Below are 18202 nucleotides of genomic sequence, written 5' to 3'. Positions count from 1 at the left end.
GGCCTATCCGTGCGGTCGTACCGCGGCCGGCGCGCGGGCAGCACGATCGGCGATGTCAAGACTTGTGCGTCGACAAGGGAGGCCCGCATGCCCACCTATCTCACGCCGGGGGTGTACGTCGAGGAGATCGAGGCGGGCGCACGGCCGATCGAGGGCGTGGGCACCGCCGTCGCCGCCTTCGTCGGCTTCGCGGCGGACGGCCCCTTCAACACCCCGACGCTGGTGTCCAACTGGGGCCAGTTCACCCAGACCTTCGGTGACTTCGTCGAAGGCTGCTACCTGGCCCAGTCCGTCTACGGCTACTTCCTCAACGGCGGCACCAACTGCTACATCGTCCGCGTCGGCGGATCGCGGGCCCAGGACAACGGCTCCACGCCCAAGCAGCTCACCGCGCGCCAGGCCGTGCTCGGCGGCTACCGCTTCGTCGCGAAGGAGCTGCCGGAGGGCAAGCAGGCCGGCGAGATCACCGTCGAGGTGGCCGAGCCGACCGGCGACAACCCCGCCGAAGACCGGTTCACCGTGCTCGTCAAGCAGGACGGCAAGATCGTCGAGACCCACAACGTGACGACCAAGCGCACCAAGGAGAACGTCGTCACGGCGCTGCGGGAGAAGTCCAGCTTCGTCACCGTCGAAGAGGCCTCGACCGGCGGCGCGGTCACCAAGCCCGAGAAGGGCACCGCGACGCTCACCGAACCGCCCAAGGAACCGCAGGAGCCGCCGGTGCCGCGTCGGGTCGGGGCCGGCGACTACGTCGGCGACGTCGCCGACCGCACCGGGTTCGGCGGCCTCGAGGCGATCGACGAGATCACCATGGTCGCCGCGCCGGACCTGATGGCCGCCTACCAGCGCGAGCTGCTGGACCTCGACACGGTCAAGGCCGTGCAGCTGGCGATGATCGCCCACTGCGAGCTGATGGGCGACCGGATGGCGATCATCGACCCGCCGCCCGGCCTCAACCCCCAGGAGATCCGTGGCTGGCGGATGGACGCGGCCGGCTACGACTCGAAGTACGCCGCGCTGTACTACCCCTGGGTCCAGGTCCTCGACCCCGCGACCGGGACGAACACGTTCATCCCGCCGAGCGGGCACATGGCCGGCGTGTGGGCCCGCACCGACGCCACCCGCGGTGTCCACAAAGCACCGGCCAACGAGGTCGTCCGCGGCGCCCTGGCCCTGCAGACGCACCTGACCAAGGCCGAGCAGGAACTGCTCAACCCGATCGGCGTCAACTGCGTGCGGTCGTTCTCCGGCAAGGGCATCCGGGTCTGGGGCGCGCGGACGCTCTCGAGCGACCCGGCGTGGCGCTACCTCAACGTCCGGCGGCTGTTCAACTACCTCGAGGAGTCGATCCTCGGCGGCACGCAGTGGGTCGTGTTCGAGCCGAACGACGACGCGCTGTGGGCGCGGATCCGGCGCACGATCAGCGCGTTCCTGGTCATGGAGTGGCGCAAGGGCGCGTTGTTCGGGCTCACCCCCGACGAGGCCTTCTTCGTCAAGTGCGACCGCGAAACCAACCCGGCCGAGGGGATCGACCTCGGCCAGGTGATCTGCGAAGTGGGGATCGCCCCGGTGAAACCGGCGGAGTTCGTGATCTTCCGGCTGGCCCAGATGTCCGGTGGCACCAGCCTGGTCAACGAGTAGTGAAGGGACTCCACAGACATGGCACTTCCCGATCTCGACAAGGCGGTAGGCCACTCCTTCGGGCTTGAGATCGACGGCGTCCAGATCAAGCAGATCTCCGAGGTCTCCGGCCTCAAGATGGAGCAGGACGTCATCGAGCTCAAGCAGAACACCGTGGACGGCAAGTACGTCATCAAGAAGCTGCCCGGCCGCCCCAAGGCGGGCGAGGTAACGCTGACCCGCGGCCTGACCGAGGACAACAGCTTCGAGAAGTGGGTCAAGGACGCCCACTTCGGCAAGATGACCACGGCCCGCAAGGGCGGCGCGATCATCGTCTACGACTACGAGGGCACCGCGCTCAAGCGCTACAAGCTCACCAACGCGTGGCCGAAGAGCCTGGAGATCGGCTCGCTGAAGGCCGGTGACACGAGCGTGCTCACCGAAAAGCTCGTCATCACCTACGAGCAGATGGAAGTCGAGTGAGCCGATGCGCAGGGTGATGGCGTCGGCGCCGGAAGCTCCCGTTGCTTCGGACGAACCGCGCACCGAGCGGCCGAAGCTGCGCACGGAGTTCGCGTTCGAGCTCCCGCGCGGGTACGTCGACGACGAGGGCAAGGTGCACCACTCCGGGGTGATGCGCCTGGCCACCGCCCGGGACGAGCTCGTCCCGCTGCGCGACGACCGGGTGCGGGAGAACTCGGCGTTCCTCACGGTGGTGCTGCTGGCCCGGGTCGTCACCCGGATCGGCGACATCACCGACGTGCACGCCGGGGTCATCGAGAACCTGTTCGCCTCGGACCTGGCGTTCCTGCAGGACATGTACCGCCGGATCAACAGCGAAGGCCACACCAGGGCGGGCGTCGCCTGCCCCGAGTGCGGCCACAGCTTCGTCGTCGACGTCGCCGGTGGCCGCCTGGGGGAATCGTGACGTACGCGGCCGGCCGGCTGCACGAGGAAGTCGCGTACGTCGCCTACCACCTGCACTGGTCGCTCGACGACATCCTCGACCTCGAACACCCCGACCGGTTGACCTACGTCGCCGAGATCGCCCGGATCAACACCCGGATGAGCCAGGGACGGTGACGCTGCGATGTGGTGGAACAGGAAGGAGACGACTCCTGCTTCGGTTCCCGCTTCGGTTCCTGCTCCGGTGCCGGTGACCCGCGCGGAATGGCGCGGGGTGCCGCCGATCCAGCGCGTGCTGGAGGAGTACCCGCTGGTGAACCCGGTGCAGCGGTTCAGCGGGTCGCTGACGTCCTGGCAGAGCCCGGCCTACCTCGAGCCGCTCGGGCACCGGGTCGGCGCCGACGAGCCATCGGGTGTCATCGGCGACCTCGCCGAGCCCCGGACGCTGGAGACGCCCGTGCCCGCCATGCCGGTGGTGCAGCGGGCGTCTCGCAAGCGAAGCGGGCTGTCGCGGCTGTGGGAGACCTCGGTGCAGCGGGAGGTCTCGCCGGAGGAGGCTTCCGAACCGGTTTTCGCCCCGGAGCCGCCGATGCCGTCGGTGGTGCTGCCGGTGGTGACGTCGCCGCGGGAGGTCGTTCGGCCGCTGACTTCGGCCCGGGACGTTCCTGCGGTGCGGACTGTCCAGGCGATCACGGAACCGTCTGCGCCGTCTCCTGTGTCCCCTGTGGACGTTCCGGAGGTCTCGGCGCCGGCGTTGCCGGTGGTCGAGCAGGTGACACCACGTCGGCTCGGGCTCGGTGCGCCGATCGTGCGGCCCGAGGTGACGGTGTCACGAGCGCCGGATGCGCCACCGGTCAACACGTTCCGTCCCCTTGAGCCGCCCGGCCCCCCGGGCGGCTCGACGAGTGTTTCTCCGCCACCGGGAGCCCCGTTGCCGGTGGCTCAGGAGCCGGATGCGCCGGCGCGCCTGGTCAGCCGAGCGGTGCACGAGTCGCCGCTTCCAGGCTCGGCCAACCGAGAACCGGAGGAGCCTTCGGCGCGGACGGTCGAAACGCCCGCGCTCCCGGTGAAGCCACTGGCGACCGAGACCGCGGCGGTCTCGGTCAGCCGAGCGGTGGAGGACCACCCGAGTCCCGCCGGCCCAGCGCCGACCGTCCAGCCAACGGAGCTCCCCGCGCTTCCGGTCAGCCGAGCGGCGCAGGACCTCCCGACGCCGAGCGAGCCCCCGGCCGACCGGCCGAGCGAGCCTCCCGCACTCACGGTCAGCCGAGCGCCGGACATCCCCACCCCGACCGACCGGTCGACCGACCGGTCGGCGGAGCCTTTCGCGCTCGCGGCCGGGCAAGAGCGGCACGTTCCCACTCTGACCAGTCAGCCGAGCGAGCTTCCCGAGCTGGCGCAGCACGCCCCTACTCTGACTGGCCAGGCTCCCGAGCTCACGGTCAGCCGAGCACCCGACATCCCCGCTCCGACCAGCTGGCCGAGTGAGCCGCCTGCGCTCGCGGTCAGCCGAGCACAAGACCTTCCCACCCCGACCACCCAGCCTCAGCTTCCCGCGCTCGCGGTCAGCCGAGCACACGACCTCCCGACCCCGACCACCCAGCTGAATGAGCCTCCCGCTCTCGCGACCGTCCGAGCGCACCAGGTCCCCGCTCCGACCGGCCGGCCGAGCGAGCTCCCCACCCTCCCGGTCAGCCGGGCGCACGAAGTTCCCGTTCAGACCGGCCGACTGAGTGGGCTCCCCACCCTCCCAGTCGGCCGAGCGGAGCAAAGCCTCCCGGCCGGCCAGCCGAGCGAGCCGCCCACCCTCTTGGTAAGCCGAGCGACGCAGGACCTTCCCACTCCGAGTGGGCCTTCGGCCCTCCCGGTCGGCCGAGCAGAGCAAGCGCACTCTGCTGGCCAGCCGGGCGAGCAGCCCGCTCTGCTGGTAAGCCGAGCGGCGCAAAGCCTCCAGGTTGGCCGCCCGAGCGAGCCGCCCATCGTCTGGGTAAGCCAGGCGGGGCAGGACCTTCCGACTTCGAGCGAACCCCCTGCCCTCCCGGTCGGCCGAGCGGAGCAAACCCACCCGGCTAACCAGCCGGGCGAGCCGCCCACCCTGCTGGTTAGCCGAGCGGCGCAGGACCTTCCGACTTCGAGCGCGCCCTCGGCTTTCCCGGGTGGCCGAGCAACGCAAAACCTCCCGGCCGGCCACCCGAACGAGCTCCCAGCCCTCCCCGTCAGTCGAGCGGCGCAGCGTTCGCCGATTCCAGGTGGGCTTCCTACCCTCCCGGTCAGCCGGGCCGAGCAAGACCTCCCACTCCCGGCCGACCGGCCGAGCAGTCCCCCCACCCTGTTGGTCAGCCGAGCGGCGCAGGACCCCCCGATTCCCGGCGACCTGCCTACCCTCCCGGTCAGCCGGGCGGTGCAAGACCTCCCGCTCCCGGTCAGCCGGGCGGTGCAAGACCTCCCGCTCCCGGCCAACCGGCCGAACAATTCCCCCACCCTGTTGGCAAGCCGAGCGGCGCAGGACCACCCGAGCGAGCTCCCCGCTCTCCTGATCAGCCGAGCGGTGCACGACACCCCGCTCCCGGTCGGTAGACCAAGCGAACCTTTCGCACTCCCCACCACCCAGGCGGTGCAAGAACTCCCGGTCAGCCGAGCGGTGCAGGACCGTCCGAGCCGCACCCTCGGAGCCCCAACCCCCAAAGGCCCGCCACAACCGGTCACCCCCAGCGAGCCGTTGCCGCTCGCAAGAACCGTCGACGAACCACCCCAACCCGCCCCGAGCCCCCCACCCGCGCCCCCCAGCGTGACCCCGGCCGTCCAGCGCGACCCGGATCCGGCACCACCGGCGCCCGCACCCCAACCAGCCCCCGCCGCGCCGCCCGAAACCGACGAACTCGTCAAAAAACTCCTCGACCCCCTCCTGCGCCGCCTCAAGACCGAACTCCGCCTCGACCGTGAGCGCCGGGGTGCGCTCACCGATCGCCCGCACTAAAAGGAGATGCCGATGCCGGACACCGAAGAGGCCGTTGCCGTCTGCTACGTCGTCAAGCTGGACGACAAGAACCTCGGCAACCTCGGCGCGTTCTCCAGCTGTGACGGCCTCGGCTGCGAGTTCGTGATGGAACAGCGGGAAGAGGGCGGCAACAACGGCATGGTCTGGCAGCTGCCGACCCGGATCAAGTACTCGAACATCAAGCTCTCGCGCCCGGTCACCGAGGCCAGCGCGCAGATCACCAAGTGGTTCGCGAGCCTCGCGAGCGGGATCGAACGCAAGACCGCCACCATCGAGGCCCGCACCCTCGAAGGCAAGGTGATCGCCAGCTGGGCCCTCGAAGGCGTCGTCCCGGTGCGGTGGAGCGGGCCGCAGCTCTCGCCCGACTCGCCCAAGGTCGCCACCGAAACCCTCGAACTGGCCCACCACGGCTTCCTCAGCCCGGCGAAGAAGGGCTGACGCCGATGGCCTCGCCCGTCACCTTCACCTCGGCCGGCTCCCCGTCCAAGGCGGCCTACAGCTCAGGCGCGCCCAGCAACCTGCAGCGCGCGGTGCTCAAGGTCCACAAGCCGCCGCAGTCGGGGGGTACCGGGCAGCCGCCCGGCGACTGGATGTTCGACATCGAATTCCAGTTCAACCCCAAGGAACTCTCGCTGAGCAAGAACGCCAAATGGGGCCGCGACGCCCAGCCCAACGCCAAGAAGAGCGCGCCGCCGCAGTTCAAGGGGTCCGATCCGGCCAAGCTCGCGCTGGAGATGTTCCTCGACGCCACCGACAAGATGGACGACGCCGTCGTCAAGAGGGTCGAGCAGCTGTTCACCTGCTGCGTGGCCACCGAGGACAGTCGCCAGCACAAGAAGCCGTCGCCGCCGTGGGTGATCTTCAAGTGGGGTGGCATGACCGGCTTCCCCGCCTACGTCGCCTCCGTCACCGCGAAGTACACGCTGTTCACGCCGTCGGGGACGCCGGTGCGCGCGGTCTGCACGATCAACCTGGAAGAGATCTCCGGCGAGCTGGGCGGCCAGAACCCGACGTCCGGCGCGCTCGCGGCGCGGGACACGCACGTGCTCGTCGCCGGGGACTCCCTGCCCTCGGTGGCGTTCCGCGCCTACGGCGACGCCGGGCGGTGGCGCGCCATCGCCGACGCCAACGACATCGACGACCCGATGCGGCTGCGGCCCGGCACCCGGCTCCTGGTGCCCGCGCTGGAGGAGCTCGATGGCTAACGAGACCTTCACGAACACCCTCGTGGTCGAGGTCGAGGGCACCGCGCTGCCCGACGACGTCAAGGTGATGCTCAGCTACGCCTACGTCGACGACAGCCGGAACCTGCCGGACACCTTCGTGCTGCGGTTCCGCGACCCCGGGACCGTCGTGCTCGACAAGGGGAAGTTCAAGGTCGGGGCCAAGATCAAGCTCAAGGTCCAGACGTCCGACCCGGAGGCCCCGCAGGACCTGCTCTCGGGCGAGGTCACCGCGGTCGCGATCGACCTGGACGGCCACGGCACCTTCACCGAGGTCCGCGGGTACGACCACGCGCACCGGCTGTTCCGCGGCCGCCGGGTCGCGGCGTATCCGAACATGACGATCGCCGACGTCGTGCGCAAGGTCGCCCAGCGCGCGAACATCCCGGCCGGCAAGATCGACAACGTCCGGGGCTTCGGCGGCCGGCCGAACACCCAGCTGTCCCAGGACAACGTCAGCGACTGGGAGTTCCTGTCCCGCCTGGCCGACGCGGTCGGCGCGCAGATCGCCGTCCGGGACGGGAAGCTGAACTTCGAACTCCCGGAGAAGCCGGCCGGGGCGCCCCCGACCAGCACCAAGGCCACCGCCGACCCGCTCGTCCTCGAAGCCCACGGGACGCTGCTCAGCCTGCGCGCCAGCGTCACCGCCGCCGAGCAGGTCCCCGAAGTGCGGGTCACCGGCTGGGACTACGAGAACAAGCAGCCGATCACCGCCAGCGCGACCCCGAAGAACGCGGGCACCGAAGTCCCGGGGGTGGACCCGGTGGCGCTGGCGGGCACGTTCGCCGGCCCGCCCTTCCTCGACGCCGCGTCGCCCCGGCGCAGCCAGGGGGAGGCGGACGCGACCGCGAAGGCGCTCGCCGACCGGTTCGGCAGTGCCTGCACCGAACTCGACGGCGTCGCCAAGGGCAACCCGAAGCTGCGCGCCGGCACCGCCGTCACGCTCACCGGCGTCGGCCGGCCGTTTTCGGGCAAGTACACGCTGACCAGCACGCGCCACCTGTTCAACGACGAGGTCGGCTACACCACCGAGTTCGCCGTCTCCGGCCGCCAGGAACGCTCGCTCTACGGCCTGGTCGCGGGCGGGGCGAAGACCTCGACGTGGCCGGGAGTCGTGCCCGCGCAGGTGACCGACCTCAAGGACCCGGCGAAACTCGGCCGGGTCAAGCTCACGTTCCCGTGGCTGGACAAGGACTTCTCCAGCACCTGGGCCCGCACGGTCCAGCCGGGCGCCGGCAAGGACCGCGGCGCGCTGGTGCTGCCCGAAGTCGGCGACGAGGTCCTGGTCGGCTTCGAACACGGCGACTTCGAAGCGCCCTACGTGCTCGGCGGCCTCTACAACACCAAGGACACGGCGCCGTCGAAGTTCACCAAGCCCGTCGTCGACGGCAACAGCGGGGAAGTGGCGCTGCGCGGGTTCGTCTCGCGGAAGGGCCACAAGCTCGAGTTCGCCGAGGACGACGGGATCGTCCTGTCCTCCGGCGACGCGAAGTTCGTGGTCAAGATCGACCAGAAGAACCAGGTCATCGAAGTGACCAGCGGCAAGAGCGTCACCGTCAAGGCCCAGAACGGTGTGAGCATCGACGCCGGCACCGGGCCGCTGGAGCTCAAGGGCCAGAAGGTGACGGTGAAGGCCCAGACCGACGCCAGCGTCGAGGCGGGAGCGCAGCTGAAGCTGAACGGCACGGCGGGCGCGAAGCTCGAGGGCGCCACCGTTTCGGTCGCCGGCCAGGGCCAGACGGAGCTGACCGCGAGCGGGATCGTCACCGTGCGCGGCAGCGTGGTCAAGATCAACTGACGGGGGAGCGACATGCCACCAGCCGCGAGGGTCGGCGACCCGACCGGGCACCCGGGCGTCATCGCCGGGCCGGGAGTGCCGACCGTGCTGATCGGCGGCATGCCCGCCGCGAACGTCGGCACGCTGCACACGTGCTCGTTCCCGCCGCCCGCGGTGCACCCGCCGACGCCGATCGCGCCGCCGGGCTGCCCGACGGTGCTGATCGGCGGCATGCCGGCGGCCCGGATGGGCGACCTGGCCACCTGTGGCGCGCCGATCGTCACGGGCTGCCCGACCGTCCTGATCGGAGGCTGACATGGACTTCCTGGGCCGCGGGCTGGCGTTCCCGCTGCACACCGACGCGACCGGCTCGGTCGCGCTGGTCGGCGGCGAGCGCGAGGTCGTCGAGAGCATCCGGCTGATCCTGGCGACCTCGCCGGGGGAACGCCCGATGCGCCCGGAGTTCGGCTGCGCCGTGCACGACCTCGTGTTCGCGCCCGCCGACGCGGCGACCGCCGGGCAGATCGCCTACGAGGTGCGGATCGCGCTGGAGCGCTGGGAGCCGCGGATCACCCTCGACGACGTCGTCGTCAGCTTCGACCAGGCCGACCGGGGCACCCTGCTGATCGACATCCGCTACCGCCTGCGCGGCACGAACGACCCGCGCAACCTCGTCTTCCCCTTCTACGTCATCCCGCCGCACGACTCCCCAGTGGACGGTGCGTGATGTCGCTGCCGCTGCCCAACCTCGACGACCGCCGGTTCCAGGACCTGGTCGACGAAGCCAAGTACCTGGTCCAGCGCAACTGTCCGGAATGGACCGACCACAACGTCTCCGACCCGGGCGTCACGCTGATCGAGACGTTCGCGCAGATGGTCGACCAGCTGCTCTACCGGCTCAACCGGGTACCGGACCGGCACTACCTGCGGTTCCTCGAGCTGATCGGGGTCCGGCTGTTCCCGCCGGCCGCGGCGCGCGCCGACGTGACGTTCTGGCTCTCGGCCGCCCGGGACGTCCCGGTGGTCGTCGCGGCCGGCAAGCAGGTCGCGAGCGTGCGCACCGAAGTCGAGGACCCCGTGGTGTTCACCGTCGAGCGGACGCTGACGATCGTGCCGTGCTCGTTCGCGCACCTGGCGACCAGCACGGCCGACACCGGCCTGCCGCCGGTCGACCGCACCGACGAGCTGCTCGTCGGCGGCGGTCCGGCGGCCTTCACCGAAACCCCCGCCGTCGGTGACGCGGTCTGCTTCGGGCTGTCGGACGCCGTGCCCGGGTGCGCGGTGCTGCTGCGGCTGAACTGCGAGGTCGAGGGTCAGGGCGTCGACCCGCGGGACCCGCCGTGGCTGTGGGAGGCCTGGGACGGGACCGGCTGGGTGGTATGCGAGGTCGACCGCGACAGCACCGGTGCGTTCAACCGCGCCGGCGACATCGTGGTGCACGTCCCGCCCGGGCACACCATGTCGGTGCTCGCGCGGCAGCGGGCGGGCTGGCTGCGGTGCCGCCTGGTCGAGGCGAAGGAGAACCAGCCGTTCTACCAGCGCTCGCCGCGGCTGCACGCGGTCGAGGCCTCGACCATCGGCGGCACGGCCGGTGCCGTGCACGCCGAGATCATCCGCAACGAGATCGTCGGGACCTCCGACGGCACGCCGGGCCAGCGGTTCCCGCTCGGCCGGCCGCCGGTGGTCGCCGGGGACGGCGAGCTGGTCGTGGAGGTCTCGGGCCCGGACGGCTGGCAGCAGTGGACCGAGGTCCGCTCGTTCGCCGCCTCCGGGCCGGACGACCGGCACGTCGTGCTCGACCGGGTCGGCGGCGAGGTCGTGTTCGGCCCCGCGGTGCGCCAGCCCGAGGGCGGCCTGCGCCACTACGGCGCGTTCCCGGCCAAGTCCGCCGCGATCCGCGTCCCCGAATACCGCTGCGGTGGCGGGCGGCGCGGCAACGTCGCCCGCGAGGTCCTCGAGGTGCAACGGGATCCGGTCCCGTTCGTGAGCAGCGTGGTGAACCGCCGTCCCGCGATCGGCGGGGTGGACGGCGAATCGGTGCAGGACGCGCAGGTCCGCGGCCCGCTGCTGCTGCGCACCCGCGACCGCGCGGTCACCGCCGAGGACTACGAGCAGCTCGCCCGCGAAGCGGCGCCGGAAGCCGCGCGCGTGCGGTGCATCCCGGCGCACGGCCCCGACGGCCGCGAGACCGGCGCGATCCGGGTCCTCGTCGTGCCGGCGGTGCCCGACACCGGCGAGCTCGCCTTCGCCACCCTGATGCTCGACGCCGGCATGCGCGCCCGGATCGAGCGCCACCTCGACGAACGGCGCTGCGTGGGCGCGCTGGTGTCCGTGGAACCGCCGTTCTACCAGGGCGTCACGGTGGTCGCGCGGCTGCGGGCCCGGCGCCGGACGACGGCGGGCGCGCTCGGCGCCCGGGCGACCCAGGCCCTCTACGGCTACTTCAACCCGCTCAGCGGCGGCCCGGACGGCGACGGCTGGCCGTTCGGGCGGCCGGTGCAGTCCGGTGAGGTGTTCGCGGTGCTGCAGCGGCTGCCCGGCGTCGAACTCGTGGAGGATGTGCGCCTGTTCGCCGCGAACCCGATCACGCGCGAGCGCGGCGACCAGGTCGACCGGCTCGACCTGCCGCCCCAGGCACTCGCGTTCTCCTTCGGGCACCAGGTGCGGGTGCGGGAGGCCGGCGCATGAGGACGGGGATCCCGGGGCTGCCCAGTGCGCACCCGATCGGCGAGCAGCTGCCCGCGGTCTACGCCGAGGACCGGTTCGTGCAGGGCTTCACCGGCGCGCTCGACGAGGTCCTCGCCCCGATCCTGTCCACATTGGACAACTTCGCCGGCTACCTGGACCCCGGGGTGGCACCCGAGGACTTCGTCGGCTGGCTGGCGCACTGGGTCGCGCTGCGCGTCGACGAGAGCTGGAGCCCGGCGCAGCTGCGGCAGCTGGTGACGCGCTCGGTCGAGCTGCACCGGTGGCGCGGCACCCGGCGTGGCCTGGCCGAGCACGTCGGGCTGCTGACCGGCGGCGCGGTCGAGGTGACCGACAGCGGCGGCGTCGTCGGCTCGCCGCGGCCCGGTGCGCCGCTGCCCGACCCGGGACCGGCGTGGGTGCAGGTGCTGGTGCGGGTGCCCGACCCGGACCGGGTGGACCGGCGGCGGCTGACGGCGGCGGTCGTGGAGGCGGTGCCCGCCCACGTGCGGGTCGCGGTGGAAGTGGTGAAGGGGTAGCGGATGGTCATCTACGCGGAGTGCGGGCACCAGGGGCCCGCCGACGTCGAGTTCTGCGGCGAATGCGGCCGCTACCTCAAGTGGGACGACGACGGCCCGGTCGCGGTGCGGGCGCAGCCGGTGGTGCAGCAGCAGGTCGTGCAGCCCGCCGAGCCGGTCGCCCCGGTCCGGCAGCCGGTGCACCAGACCGTCGAGGACCAGGTGCTCAACCCCGGGGACCTGATCTGCGGCCGGTGCGGCAAGGGCAACGCGCCCACCCGCAACTTCTGCAGCCGGTGCGGTGCGTCGCTGGCCGAGTCCGCGGTCGTCGAGACGTCCTGGTGGCGGCGGCTGTTCGGCCGCAAACCGAAGGAGCACAAGGCGGGCGAGCGGCCGGGCAAGGACGGCGTCCGCCGCCGGACCGGCCGGGCCGGGGCCGCGCGCCGGACCGTGGGCAAGGTGATCCGCCGGGCCGTCGCGGTGGCGCTGATCTTCTCGGCGCTGATCTACGCGCTGTACCAGCCGTTCCGCAGCGCGATCAACACCGCAGCGACCGGGCTGTGGAGCCAGGTGACCGGCGTCTTCGAGGCCAAGCTGAACCCGATCCACCCGGTCAAGGTGACCGCGACCGCGCAGACGAACGGGCACGCGGCACCGCTGGTCACCGACAACGCCAAGAACACGTTCTGGGCCGCTCCGGCCGACCGGGAACAGGTGCTGGTGTTCACCTTCGACCACCCGGCCGACCTGCGGAAGGCGATCGTGTACTCCGGTGACGCGGCGAACTTCCCGTCCGCGCACCGGCCGCAGAAGCTGCACCTGGTGTTCTCCACCGGCAAGACCTACGACATGGTCCTGGCCGACACGCCGGACTCCCAGGAAGTCCCGATCGAGAACAGCGCCGGCGCCACGAGCGTCGAGCTGCACGTGACCGGGCTGTACCGCTCGCTCAACGGCACGGACGTGGCGATCTCCGAGATCGAGCTGTTCGAGGCCGGCTGAGTCACCGAAAGTCTTTTGGGGAGGACCGACCATGCGCGCGAACCGAGCGGTGGCGGGGATCGCGGTCGTCGCGGTGCTCGGCGGCTGGGCGATCAGCGGAGCGCTCTCGCCGACCGCGGCGCAGGCACCCGCACCGGCGGCGCCCTACCGCGTCGGGTACGTCAGCGACGCCACCACCGGCTTGTTCCAGGCGAACGGGGAAGGCGCGGAAGCCGCGCTGCCCCACGGGGCCGGGAGCGTCGACTCCGACGCCTCGGCCGGTCCCGGGGGCATCGTGTGGGTGAGCCACCGCGCCGCGTCCGCCGGGGCCGCGGAACGGGACGGCGAGCTCTACTACCTCGCCGACGGCGCGCGCCTCCCGGTCCGGCTGACCAACGACGAAACCGTCGACACCCACCCCGCGCTCTCGCCCGACGGCCGCACGGTCGCGTTCGCCTCCGACCGCACCGGTAGCCGGAACCTCTTCGTCATCGGCGTGGACGGCCGCGGCCTGCGCCAGGTGACGTCCGGCCCGGCCGCCGACGACTCGCCGAGCTGGTCACCCGACGGCACGAGGCTCGCGTTCAGCAGCACGCGCGACGACCCGGCCGGGGACATCTACACCGTCCCGGCCGCCGGTGGCGCGCCGACGCGCCTGACCGCGGACCCCGCCGCCGACACCCAGCCCGCCTGGGGGCCGGCGCGGATCGCGTTCACCACCACCCGCTTCGACCCCGCCGGCGACGTCGTGCTGATGGCCGACACCGGCGGCGCGGTCACCCGCGCGGTGCCCGACCCCGGCGACTCGACCGAGCCGGCGTGGTCGCCCGACGGTGCCCGGCTGGCGTTCACCACCCACACGCCGGACCCGCGCGGCGACGTCAAGCAGATCTCCGGCGGCCGCGTCTCGGTCATCTCGGCGCTGCCCGGCACCGGCGAGTCCGAACCGGCGTTCCGCGCGAACGGGCAGCCGGTGTTCACCGAGCTGCGCACGGGCGCCAGCAGCGACATCTGGAGCGCCGACGCGACCGGCGGCGACCGCCGGGACCTCACCCAGCGCCCGGACGCCGACGAGTACGACCCCGCGTTCTCCGCCGACGGCACGCTCCTGGCCTACACCCAGGCCGGCACCGGCGAGGCCCGGGAGACCGCGATCGTGGTGGCGAACGCCGACGGCAGCGCCCCCCGCGAGCTGACCGCCCCGACGGAGGACATCAAGCGCGAACAGCACCCGGCGTGGTCCCCGGACGCGACGATGATCGCGTTCACCGCCACGGTGTTCGTGAACGACAGCCGCCACGAGGTCGTCCGGATCGCCCGCGTCGCGGACGGCCGGATCCTGGGCGAGATCCCGATGCCGCCCTACCTGGACGGCGACGACTCGCAACCGGTGTGGTCGGCCGACGGAACGAAGATCACCCTGACCCGCGCGGCAACGCGGGCGGCGCCGCCCGAACCGTCCAGAGTGGACCCGGCGGTGGTGGACATCCCGGTGGGCCAGGGTTCTTCGGAGCCGATCCGCAAGACCGTCCAGACCGACCGCGTTCCGGCGAACCCGGATGTCGTGCTGCTCATGGACCAGACGGACTCCATGGGCGAAGTGCTCGCCCAGATGCAGGGCAAGCTCGGCGAAGTCATGGGTACGGTCTCCGCGCGGCAGCCGGAGGCCCGGTTCGCCGCGGTGGCGTTCGGCGATCGCGACGACCCGGCCGACGAGAACAACCCGAACGGCCGGCTGTTCCAGGTCCAGCAGGGCCTCACGAAAGACCAGGCCGCGGTGACGGCCGCGTTCACGAGGATCAAGCGCGGCGGCGGAATCGACCCGCCGGAAGACTGGATCTTCGCCCTCCACCGGATCGCCACCGGAGCCATCGACTTCCAGGACTCCCGCAGCAAGATCATCGTGCTGGTCGGCGACGCGCCCAGCCATGACCCGAGCGGCGACAAGGACCACTCGAAGGGCGTGCACCTCGCCGACGCGATCAAGGAACTGCAGGCAAAGGGCATCCGGGTCGTGGCCGTGCCGGCGGCAAACTCCGGCGGTGGCCTGGACAGCCAGGATCACCAGGCGACGCAGGTGGTCAACGCCACCGACGGCGTGCTCACTCCGAGCACCGAAGCGGCCGACATCAGCGCCGCGGTCGTCAAGGGAATCGGCGATCTGCCGGTCAAGGTGCTGCCGGTGCCGTTCTGCGACCCGGGCCTGACCCTCACCTTCGATCCCGCCGGCGCCCGGCAGGTCCCCGGCGGAACGCCCGCGAACTTCGTGGAAAACGCGATCGTCGCCCCGACCGCGCCGCTCGGTGCGCGCCTGCACTGCCGGGTGGAGTTCCGGATCGACGGCGAGGACTTCGCGCGCCCGGGCTACACCGAAGACGTCACCGTGCGGGTCAAGGACCCCCGGCTGCCGCTGATCACCGTGCACGACAAGACGGTGCCCGGGACGGCCCCGACCGTCGTCGAATACCCCGCGAGCGCGATCGACGTCGACCGGGAAACCGCGATCACCCCGTTCTGCTCCCCGTCTTCCGGCAGCCTGTTCCCCGTCGGGGCCACCACCGTCACGTGCACCGCGACCGGGCAGAACGGCACCGCCACCGAGACCGCCGTCATGGCCGTCGACCCGGGCGGCGAGCGCCAGGAGCTGTGGCAGGCCGACCTCGCCCCGGCACCCGACAGCGTCGTCACCGGGACCCAGCGGGACCTCTCGCCGTCGTTCGGCGAGCCGTGCGGCACCGGTCGGCAGGGCTCGGCCGACGTGTCGCCGGACGGCGCGACGATCGTGTTCCAGAACGACGGCCGGCTGATTTGCGCCGCGCCCGCCGGCGGCGGACCCGCGCGGATCCTGGTGCGGAACGCCGACTTCGTCGACGATCCCGCGTGGTCGCCCGACGGCACCCTCGTCGCGTTCGACAGCGCGCCCAGCGAAACGCCCTCGAGCATCCGGATCGTGCCGTCGGCCGGGGGCGCGTCCGCGCTCCTGATCGACGGCCCCGGCGGGGCTTGGCAGCCGGCGTTCCAGCGGATCGCCGACGTCGGCGTGACCGCGACCGCCACCCCGCCCGCGATCGCGTTCGGCGGCCTGACGACGTTCGAGTTCGTGGTCACCAACCACGGGGCCGCGGCCACGTCCGGTACCGGGCTGTTCGTCCGGCTGACCGCCGGGTTGCGCCCGCAGACGCCCCTGACCACCGCCGGCACCTGCACCCCGGACCTCGTCTGCGCCTTCGGTCCGCTCGCACCGGGGGCGAGCGTGCGGGTCCGGTTCAGCGCCGCCGGCGTCGTGGCCGGGACGCAGGCGGCGACCGGCACCGTCACCACGACCGGCGGGGACGCCGACGCGCGGGACAACTCCGCCACCGCGGTCGTCACCGTCGCCGAGAAGCCGGCGCCCCCGGTGACGCCGGGATCGCTGTCGCTGGGGATGGCGGTGTCGGCGGTGCCGCTGTTCGTCGGCGGCAACGACGTCGTGCTGACCTTCCTGGTGCACAACGGTTCCGGCGCGCCGATGCCCGACGTCCGCCTGGCGGTCCAGCTGCCGCCGCGGCTGCCCGCGACCTCGGTGTCGCCGGGGTGCGCGCCGAGCGGCGCCGGCTGCGCGCTCGGGACGCTCGCGCCCGGGCAGACGGTCGAGGTCCGGATCGCGCTGGCGGCCAAGGCGGCCGTGGACGCGCCGGTGTCGGCGACGATCGCCACGAGCGGACTGGACACCACCGCCGCCGACAACGCGGCGAACGCGCGCGTGGTGATCCGGCAGCCGGTGGTGACGGTGGACCCGGGGATCGGCCCGCTGGGCTTCGTGCCGCGCGTGACCGGCACGGACTTCCCGCCGGGCGCGACGGTCCGGCTGGCGTGGTCGGCCGGCGTCTCGGCGACGCCGGGCCTGGCGACGGTGGGCGCGGACGGGAAGTTCCAGGCGCAGTTCCTGATCTTCCACCACGACCTCATCGGGCCGCGCACGGTGTCGGTGGCGTCGGTGATCGGGCCGAAGTTCCAGGCGGTGCAGTCGAATCCGATCCTGGTCGTCCTGCGCACGGAACAGCCGCCGTTCATCACCCGCGGCTGAGCCGCGGAGACGTCGGAACGCTGCCCGTACGGGCAACCACCGGCGCACGGCCGCACACCCGTCCGCCGGTGCCGCGGCGGGGAGCGGGCGCGGAGACTTCCGTGCATGGGAGCAACGGCGACGCTGTCGGAAGCCGGCCTGGTCGCGGAACCGGGCGAGGAGACGACCTGCTCGGTGACCATCCGCAACGCCGGGCAGGTCGTCGACCAGTTCGCGGTCGACGTCGTCGGCGACGCGAGTGGCTGGGCCACCGCGGAACCGGCGACGGTGAACCTGCTGCCGGGGGAGACGGGCACCGTCACGGTGCGCTTCGCCCCGCCGCGGTCCTCCGACGTCCCCGCCGGGACGATCCCCTTCGGGGTCCGGGTGTTCTCGAGCGAGGACCCCGCCGGCTCGGTCGTCGAGGAGGGCACGGTCCAGCTCGGCGCCTTCACCGAGGTGACCGCCGAGATCGTGCCGGCCAAGGTGGAGGCCGGGTCCAAGGCCGACTTCGAGGTCGCCGTCGACAACCGGGGCAACCGGCCGGTGGCGGTGGAGCTGAGCCCGCTCGACCCCGAAGACGAGCTGGAGTTCCGGCTCGAACGCGAGCGGACCGACCTGGCCCCGGGCACGGCCGCGTTCGTCCGGATGCGGGCGAGGCCGCGGAAACGGTTCCTGCGCGGGCAACCGGTCCGGCACCGCTTCCACGTGTTCGTCACCGCCGACGGCGGCGAGCCGATCAAGACCGAGGGCACGATGGTGCAGCGGCAGCTGCTGCCCAAGTGGCTGCTGCCCGCCCTCGCCGCGCTGCTGGTGCTGCTGCTGGCCCTGGTGACGCTGTGGTTCACCGTGCTGCGGCCCGCGGTGAAGTCCGCCGCCCGGGAGGCCGCCCAGGAGCAGAACCAGGAGATCGTGAAGGCCGCGCAGGACGCCGGCGCCGGGGCCGATCAGGCGAAGAAGAACGCCGACCAGGCCAAGCAGAACTCCGAGCAGGCGATGAAGGCCGTCGGCCTGACCCCGCCGGGGGAGACCACCGGCGGTGGTACCGCCAACGACGGCACCAACCCGAGCCGGCCGAACGCCGCCGCCGCCGGGACGCCGACGGACTTCCGGGTGGCCGCGGACGCGAACATCGACGCGAATGTCAACCGGTTCGCCGAGTTCCCCTACACGATGCCCGACCCGAAGAAGACGCTGGTGATCACCGACCTGATCCTGCAGAACCCGCGCGGGGACACCGGAACCCTGCGGCTGCTGCGGGATTCCGGTGGCACCAAGAGCGTCCTGCTGGAGGTCGGCCTGTCCAACTTCCGCGACCTCGACCACCACTGGCTGCAGGCGTGGCGGTTCCAGCCGGGGGAGAAGATCGTCCTCGCGGTCAGCTGCCAGAACCCGGGCGACCGCGGCCGGTGCACACCGTCGGTGTCCTTCTCCGGCCGGGTCGAGTAG

General features: G+C 72.2%; 14 protein-coding genes. All 14 read left to right on the top strand.

Going from position 1 to position 18202, the window contains the following annotated elements:
- Positions 1 to 87 precede the first annotated feature (87 nt).
- The 14 genes from BLV96_RS05955 to BLV96_RS05885 all read left to right on the top strand — a co-directional run bounded on the left by BLV96_RS05955 (position 88) and on the right by BLV96_RS05885 (position 18202).
- On the top strand, positions 88 to 1641 hold the full coding sequence (locus tag BLV96_RS05955; protein ID WP_086682598.1) for a phage tail sheath family protein: 1554 nt from the start codon (positions 88 to 90) through the stop codon (positions 1639 to 1641).
- A gap of 18 nt (positions 1642 to 1659) precedes the next feature.
- Complete coding sequence (locus BLV96_RS05950; protein WP_086682601.1) at positions 1660 to 2103, top strand: phage tail protein; 444 nt, start codon at positions 1660 to 1662, stop codon at positions 2101 to 2103.
- A 4-nt stretch (positions 2104 to 2107) separates the two neighbouring features.
- Positions 2108 to 2548, top strand: coding sequence for a hypothetical protein (locus BLV96_RS05945; RefSeq protein WP_086682604.1), 441 nt, complete (start codon positions 2108 to 2110; stop codon positions 2546 to 2548).
- On the top strand, positions 2545 to 2703 hold the full coding sequence (locus BLV96_RS05940; RefSeq protein ID WP_086682608.1) for a DUF6760 family protein: 159 nt from the start codon (positions 2545 to 2547) through the stop codon (positions 2701 to 2703). Before BLV96_RS05945 ends, BLV96_RS05940 begins: the two co-directional genes overlap by 4 nt.
- A 2812-nt stretch (positions 2704 to 5515) precedes the next feature.
- Entirely contained in the window at positions 5516 to 5962 is a 447-nt protein-coding gene (locus BLV96_RS05930) for a phage tail protein (protein ID WP_086680386.1), read from the top strand.
- A 5-nt stretch (positions 5963 to 5967) separates the two neighbouring features.
- Positions 5968 to 6729 carry a CIS tube protein gene (locus BLV96_RS05925; protein WP_086680384.1) on the top strand — a complete coding sequence of 254 codons (762 nt, stop codon included), beginning with the start codon at positions 5968 to 5970 and terminating at the stop codon, positions 6727 to 6729.
- Positions 6722 to 8545: a VgrG-related protein gene (locus tag BLV96_RS05920; protein ID WP_086680382.1), complete on the top strand. Its 1824-nt coding sequence runs from the start codon at positions 6722 to 6724 to the stop codon at positions 8543 to 8545. Before BLV96_RS05925 ends, BLV96_RS05920 begins: the two co-directional genes overlap by 8 nt.
- A 12-nt stretch (positions 8546 to 8557) precedes the next feature.
- Positions 8558 to 8839 (top strand): PAAR domain-containing protein, encoded by a 282-nt coding sequence (locus BLV96_RS05915; RefSeq protein WP_086680380.1) that lies wholly within the window; start codon positions 8558 to 8560, stop codon positions 8837 to 8839.
- A gap of 1 nt (position 8840) precedes the next feature.
- Positions 8841 to 9251, top strand: a complete 411-nt coding sequence (locus tag BLV96_RS05910) for a GPW/gp25 family protein (RefSeq protein WP_086680378.1) — start codon at positions 8841 to 8843, stop codon at positions 9249 to 9251.
- Positions 9251 to 11212, top strand: a complete 1962-nt coding sequence (locus BLV96_RS05905; RefSeq protein ID WP_086680376.1) for a putative baseplate assembly protein — start codon at positions 9251 to 9253, stop codon at positions 11210 to 11212. The genes BLV96_RS05910 and BLV96_RS05905 overlap by 1 nt, the downstream gene beginning before the upstream one ends.
- Entirely contained in the window at positions 11209 to 11748 is a 540-nt protein-coding gene (locus BLV96_RS05900; RefSeq protein ID WP_086680374.1) for a phage tail protein, read from the top strand. The genes BLV96_RS05905 and BLV96_RS05900 overlap by 4 nt, the downstream gene beginning before the upstream one ends.
- A 3-nt stretch (positions 11749 to 11751) precedes the next feature.
- Positions 11752 to 12729: a zinc ribbon domain-containing protein gene (locus tag BLV96_RS05895; protein WP_086680372.1), complete on the top strand. Its 978-nt coding sequence runs from the start codon at positions 11752 to 11754 to the stop codon at positions 12727 to 12729.
- 31 nt (positions 12730 to 12760) lie between these two features.
- A complete protein-coding gene (locus tag BLV96_RS05890) occupies positions 12761 to 16774 on the top strand; it encodes a DUF11 domain-containing protein (protein WP_086680370.1) in 4014 nt (1337 codons plus the stop codon).
- A 105-nt stretch (positions 16775 to 16879) separates the two neighbouring features.
- Positions 16880 to 18202: a COG1470 family protein gene (locus tag BLV96_RS05885; protein ID WP_086670686.1), complete on the top strand. Its 1323-nt coding sequence runs from the start codon at positions 16880 to 16882 to the stop codon at positions 18200 to 18202.

The sequence above is a fragment of the Amycolatopsis pretoriensis genome, from assembly GCF_900107925.1.
Taxonomy (GTDB): Bacteria; Actinomycetota; Actinomycetes; order Mycobacteriales; family Pseudonocardiaceae; genus Amycolatopsis; species Amycolatopsis pretoriensis.
The sequence above is the reverse complement of the archived record's forward strand: the minus strand, read 5'-3'. Positions and strand labels throughout refer to the sequence as shown.

Coding starts and splice junctions, on each gene's coding strand:
- BLV96_RS05905 (WP_086680376.1), top strand. CDS start 9,251: ATGTCGCTGCCGCTGCCCAACCTCGACGACCGCCGGTTCCAGGACCTG.
- BLV96_RS05885 (WP_086670686.1), top strand. CDS start 16,880: ATGGGAGCAACGGCGACGCTGTCGGAAGCCGGCCTGGTCGCGGAACCG.
- BLV96_RS05955 (WP_086682598.1), top strand. CDS start 88: ATGCCCACCTATCTCACGCCGGGGGTGTACGTCGAGGAGATCGAGGCG.
- BLV96_RS05925 (WP_086680384.1), top strand. CDS start 5,968: ATGGCCTCGCCCGTCACCTTCACCTCGGCCGGCTCCCCGTCCAAGGCG.
- BLV96_RS05945 (WP_086682604.1), top strand. CDS start 2,108: ATGCGCAGGGTGATGGCGTCGGCGCCGGAAGCTCCCGTTGCTTCGGAC.
- BLV96_RS05890 (WP_086680370.1), top strand. CDS start 12,761: ATGCGCGCGAACCGAGCGGTGGCGGGGATCGCGGTCGTCGCGGTGCTC.
- BLV96_RS05895 (WP_086680372.1), top strand. CDS start 11,752: ATGGTCATCTACGCGGAGTGCGGGCACCAGGGGCCCGCCGACGTCGAG.
- BLV96_RS05950 (WP_086682601.1), top strand. CDS start 1,660: ATGGCACTTCCCGATCTCGACAAGGCGGTAGGCCACTCCTTCGGGCTT.
- BLV96_RS05930 (WP_086680386.1), top strand. CDS start 5,516: ATGCCGGACACCGAAGAGGCCGTTGCCGTCTGCTACGTCGTCAAGCTG.
- BLV96_RS05915 (WP_086680380.1), top strand. CDS start 8,558: ATGCCACCAGCCGCGAGGGTCGGCGACCCGACCGGGCACCCGGGCGTC.
- BLV96_RS05900 (WP_086680374.1), top strand. CDS start 11,209: ATGAGGACGGGGATCCCGGGGCTGCCCAGTGCGCACCCGATCGGCGAG.
- BLV96_RS05920 (WP_086680382.1), top strand. CDS start 6,722: ATGGCTAACGAGACCTTCACGAACACCCTCGTGGTCGAGGTCGAGGGC.
- BLV96_RS05910 (WP_086680378.1), top strand. CDS start 8,841: ATGGACTTCCTGGGCCGCGGGCTGGCGTTCCCGCTGCACACCGACGCG.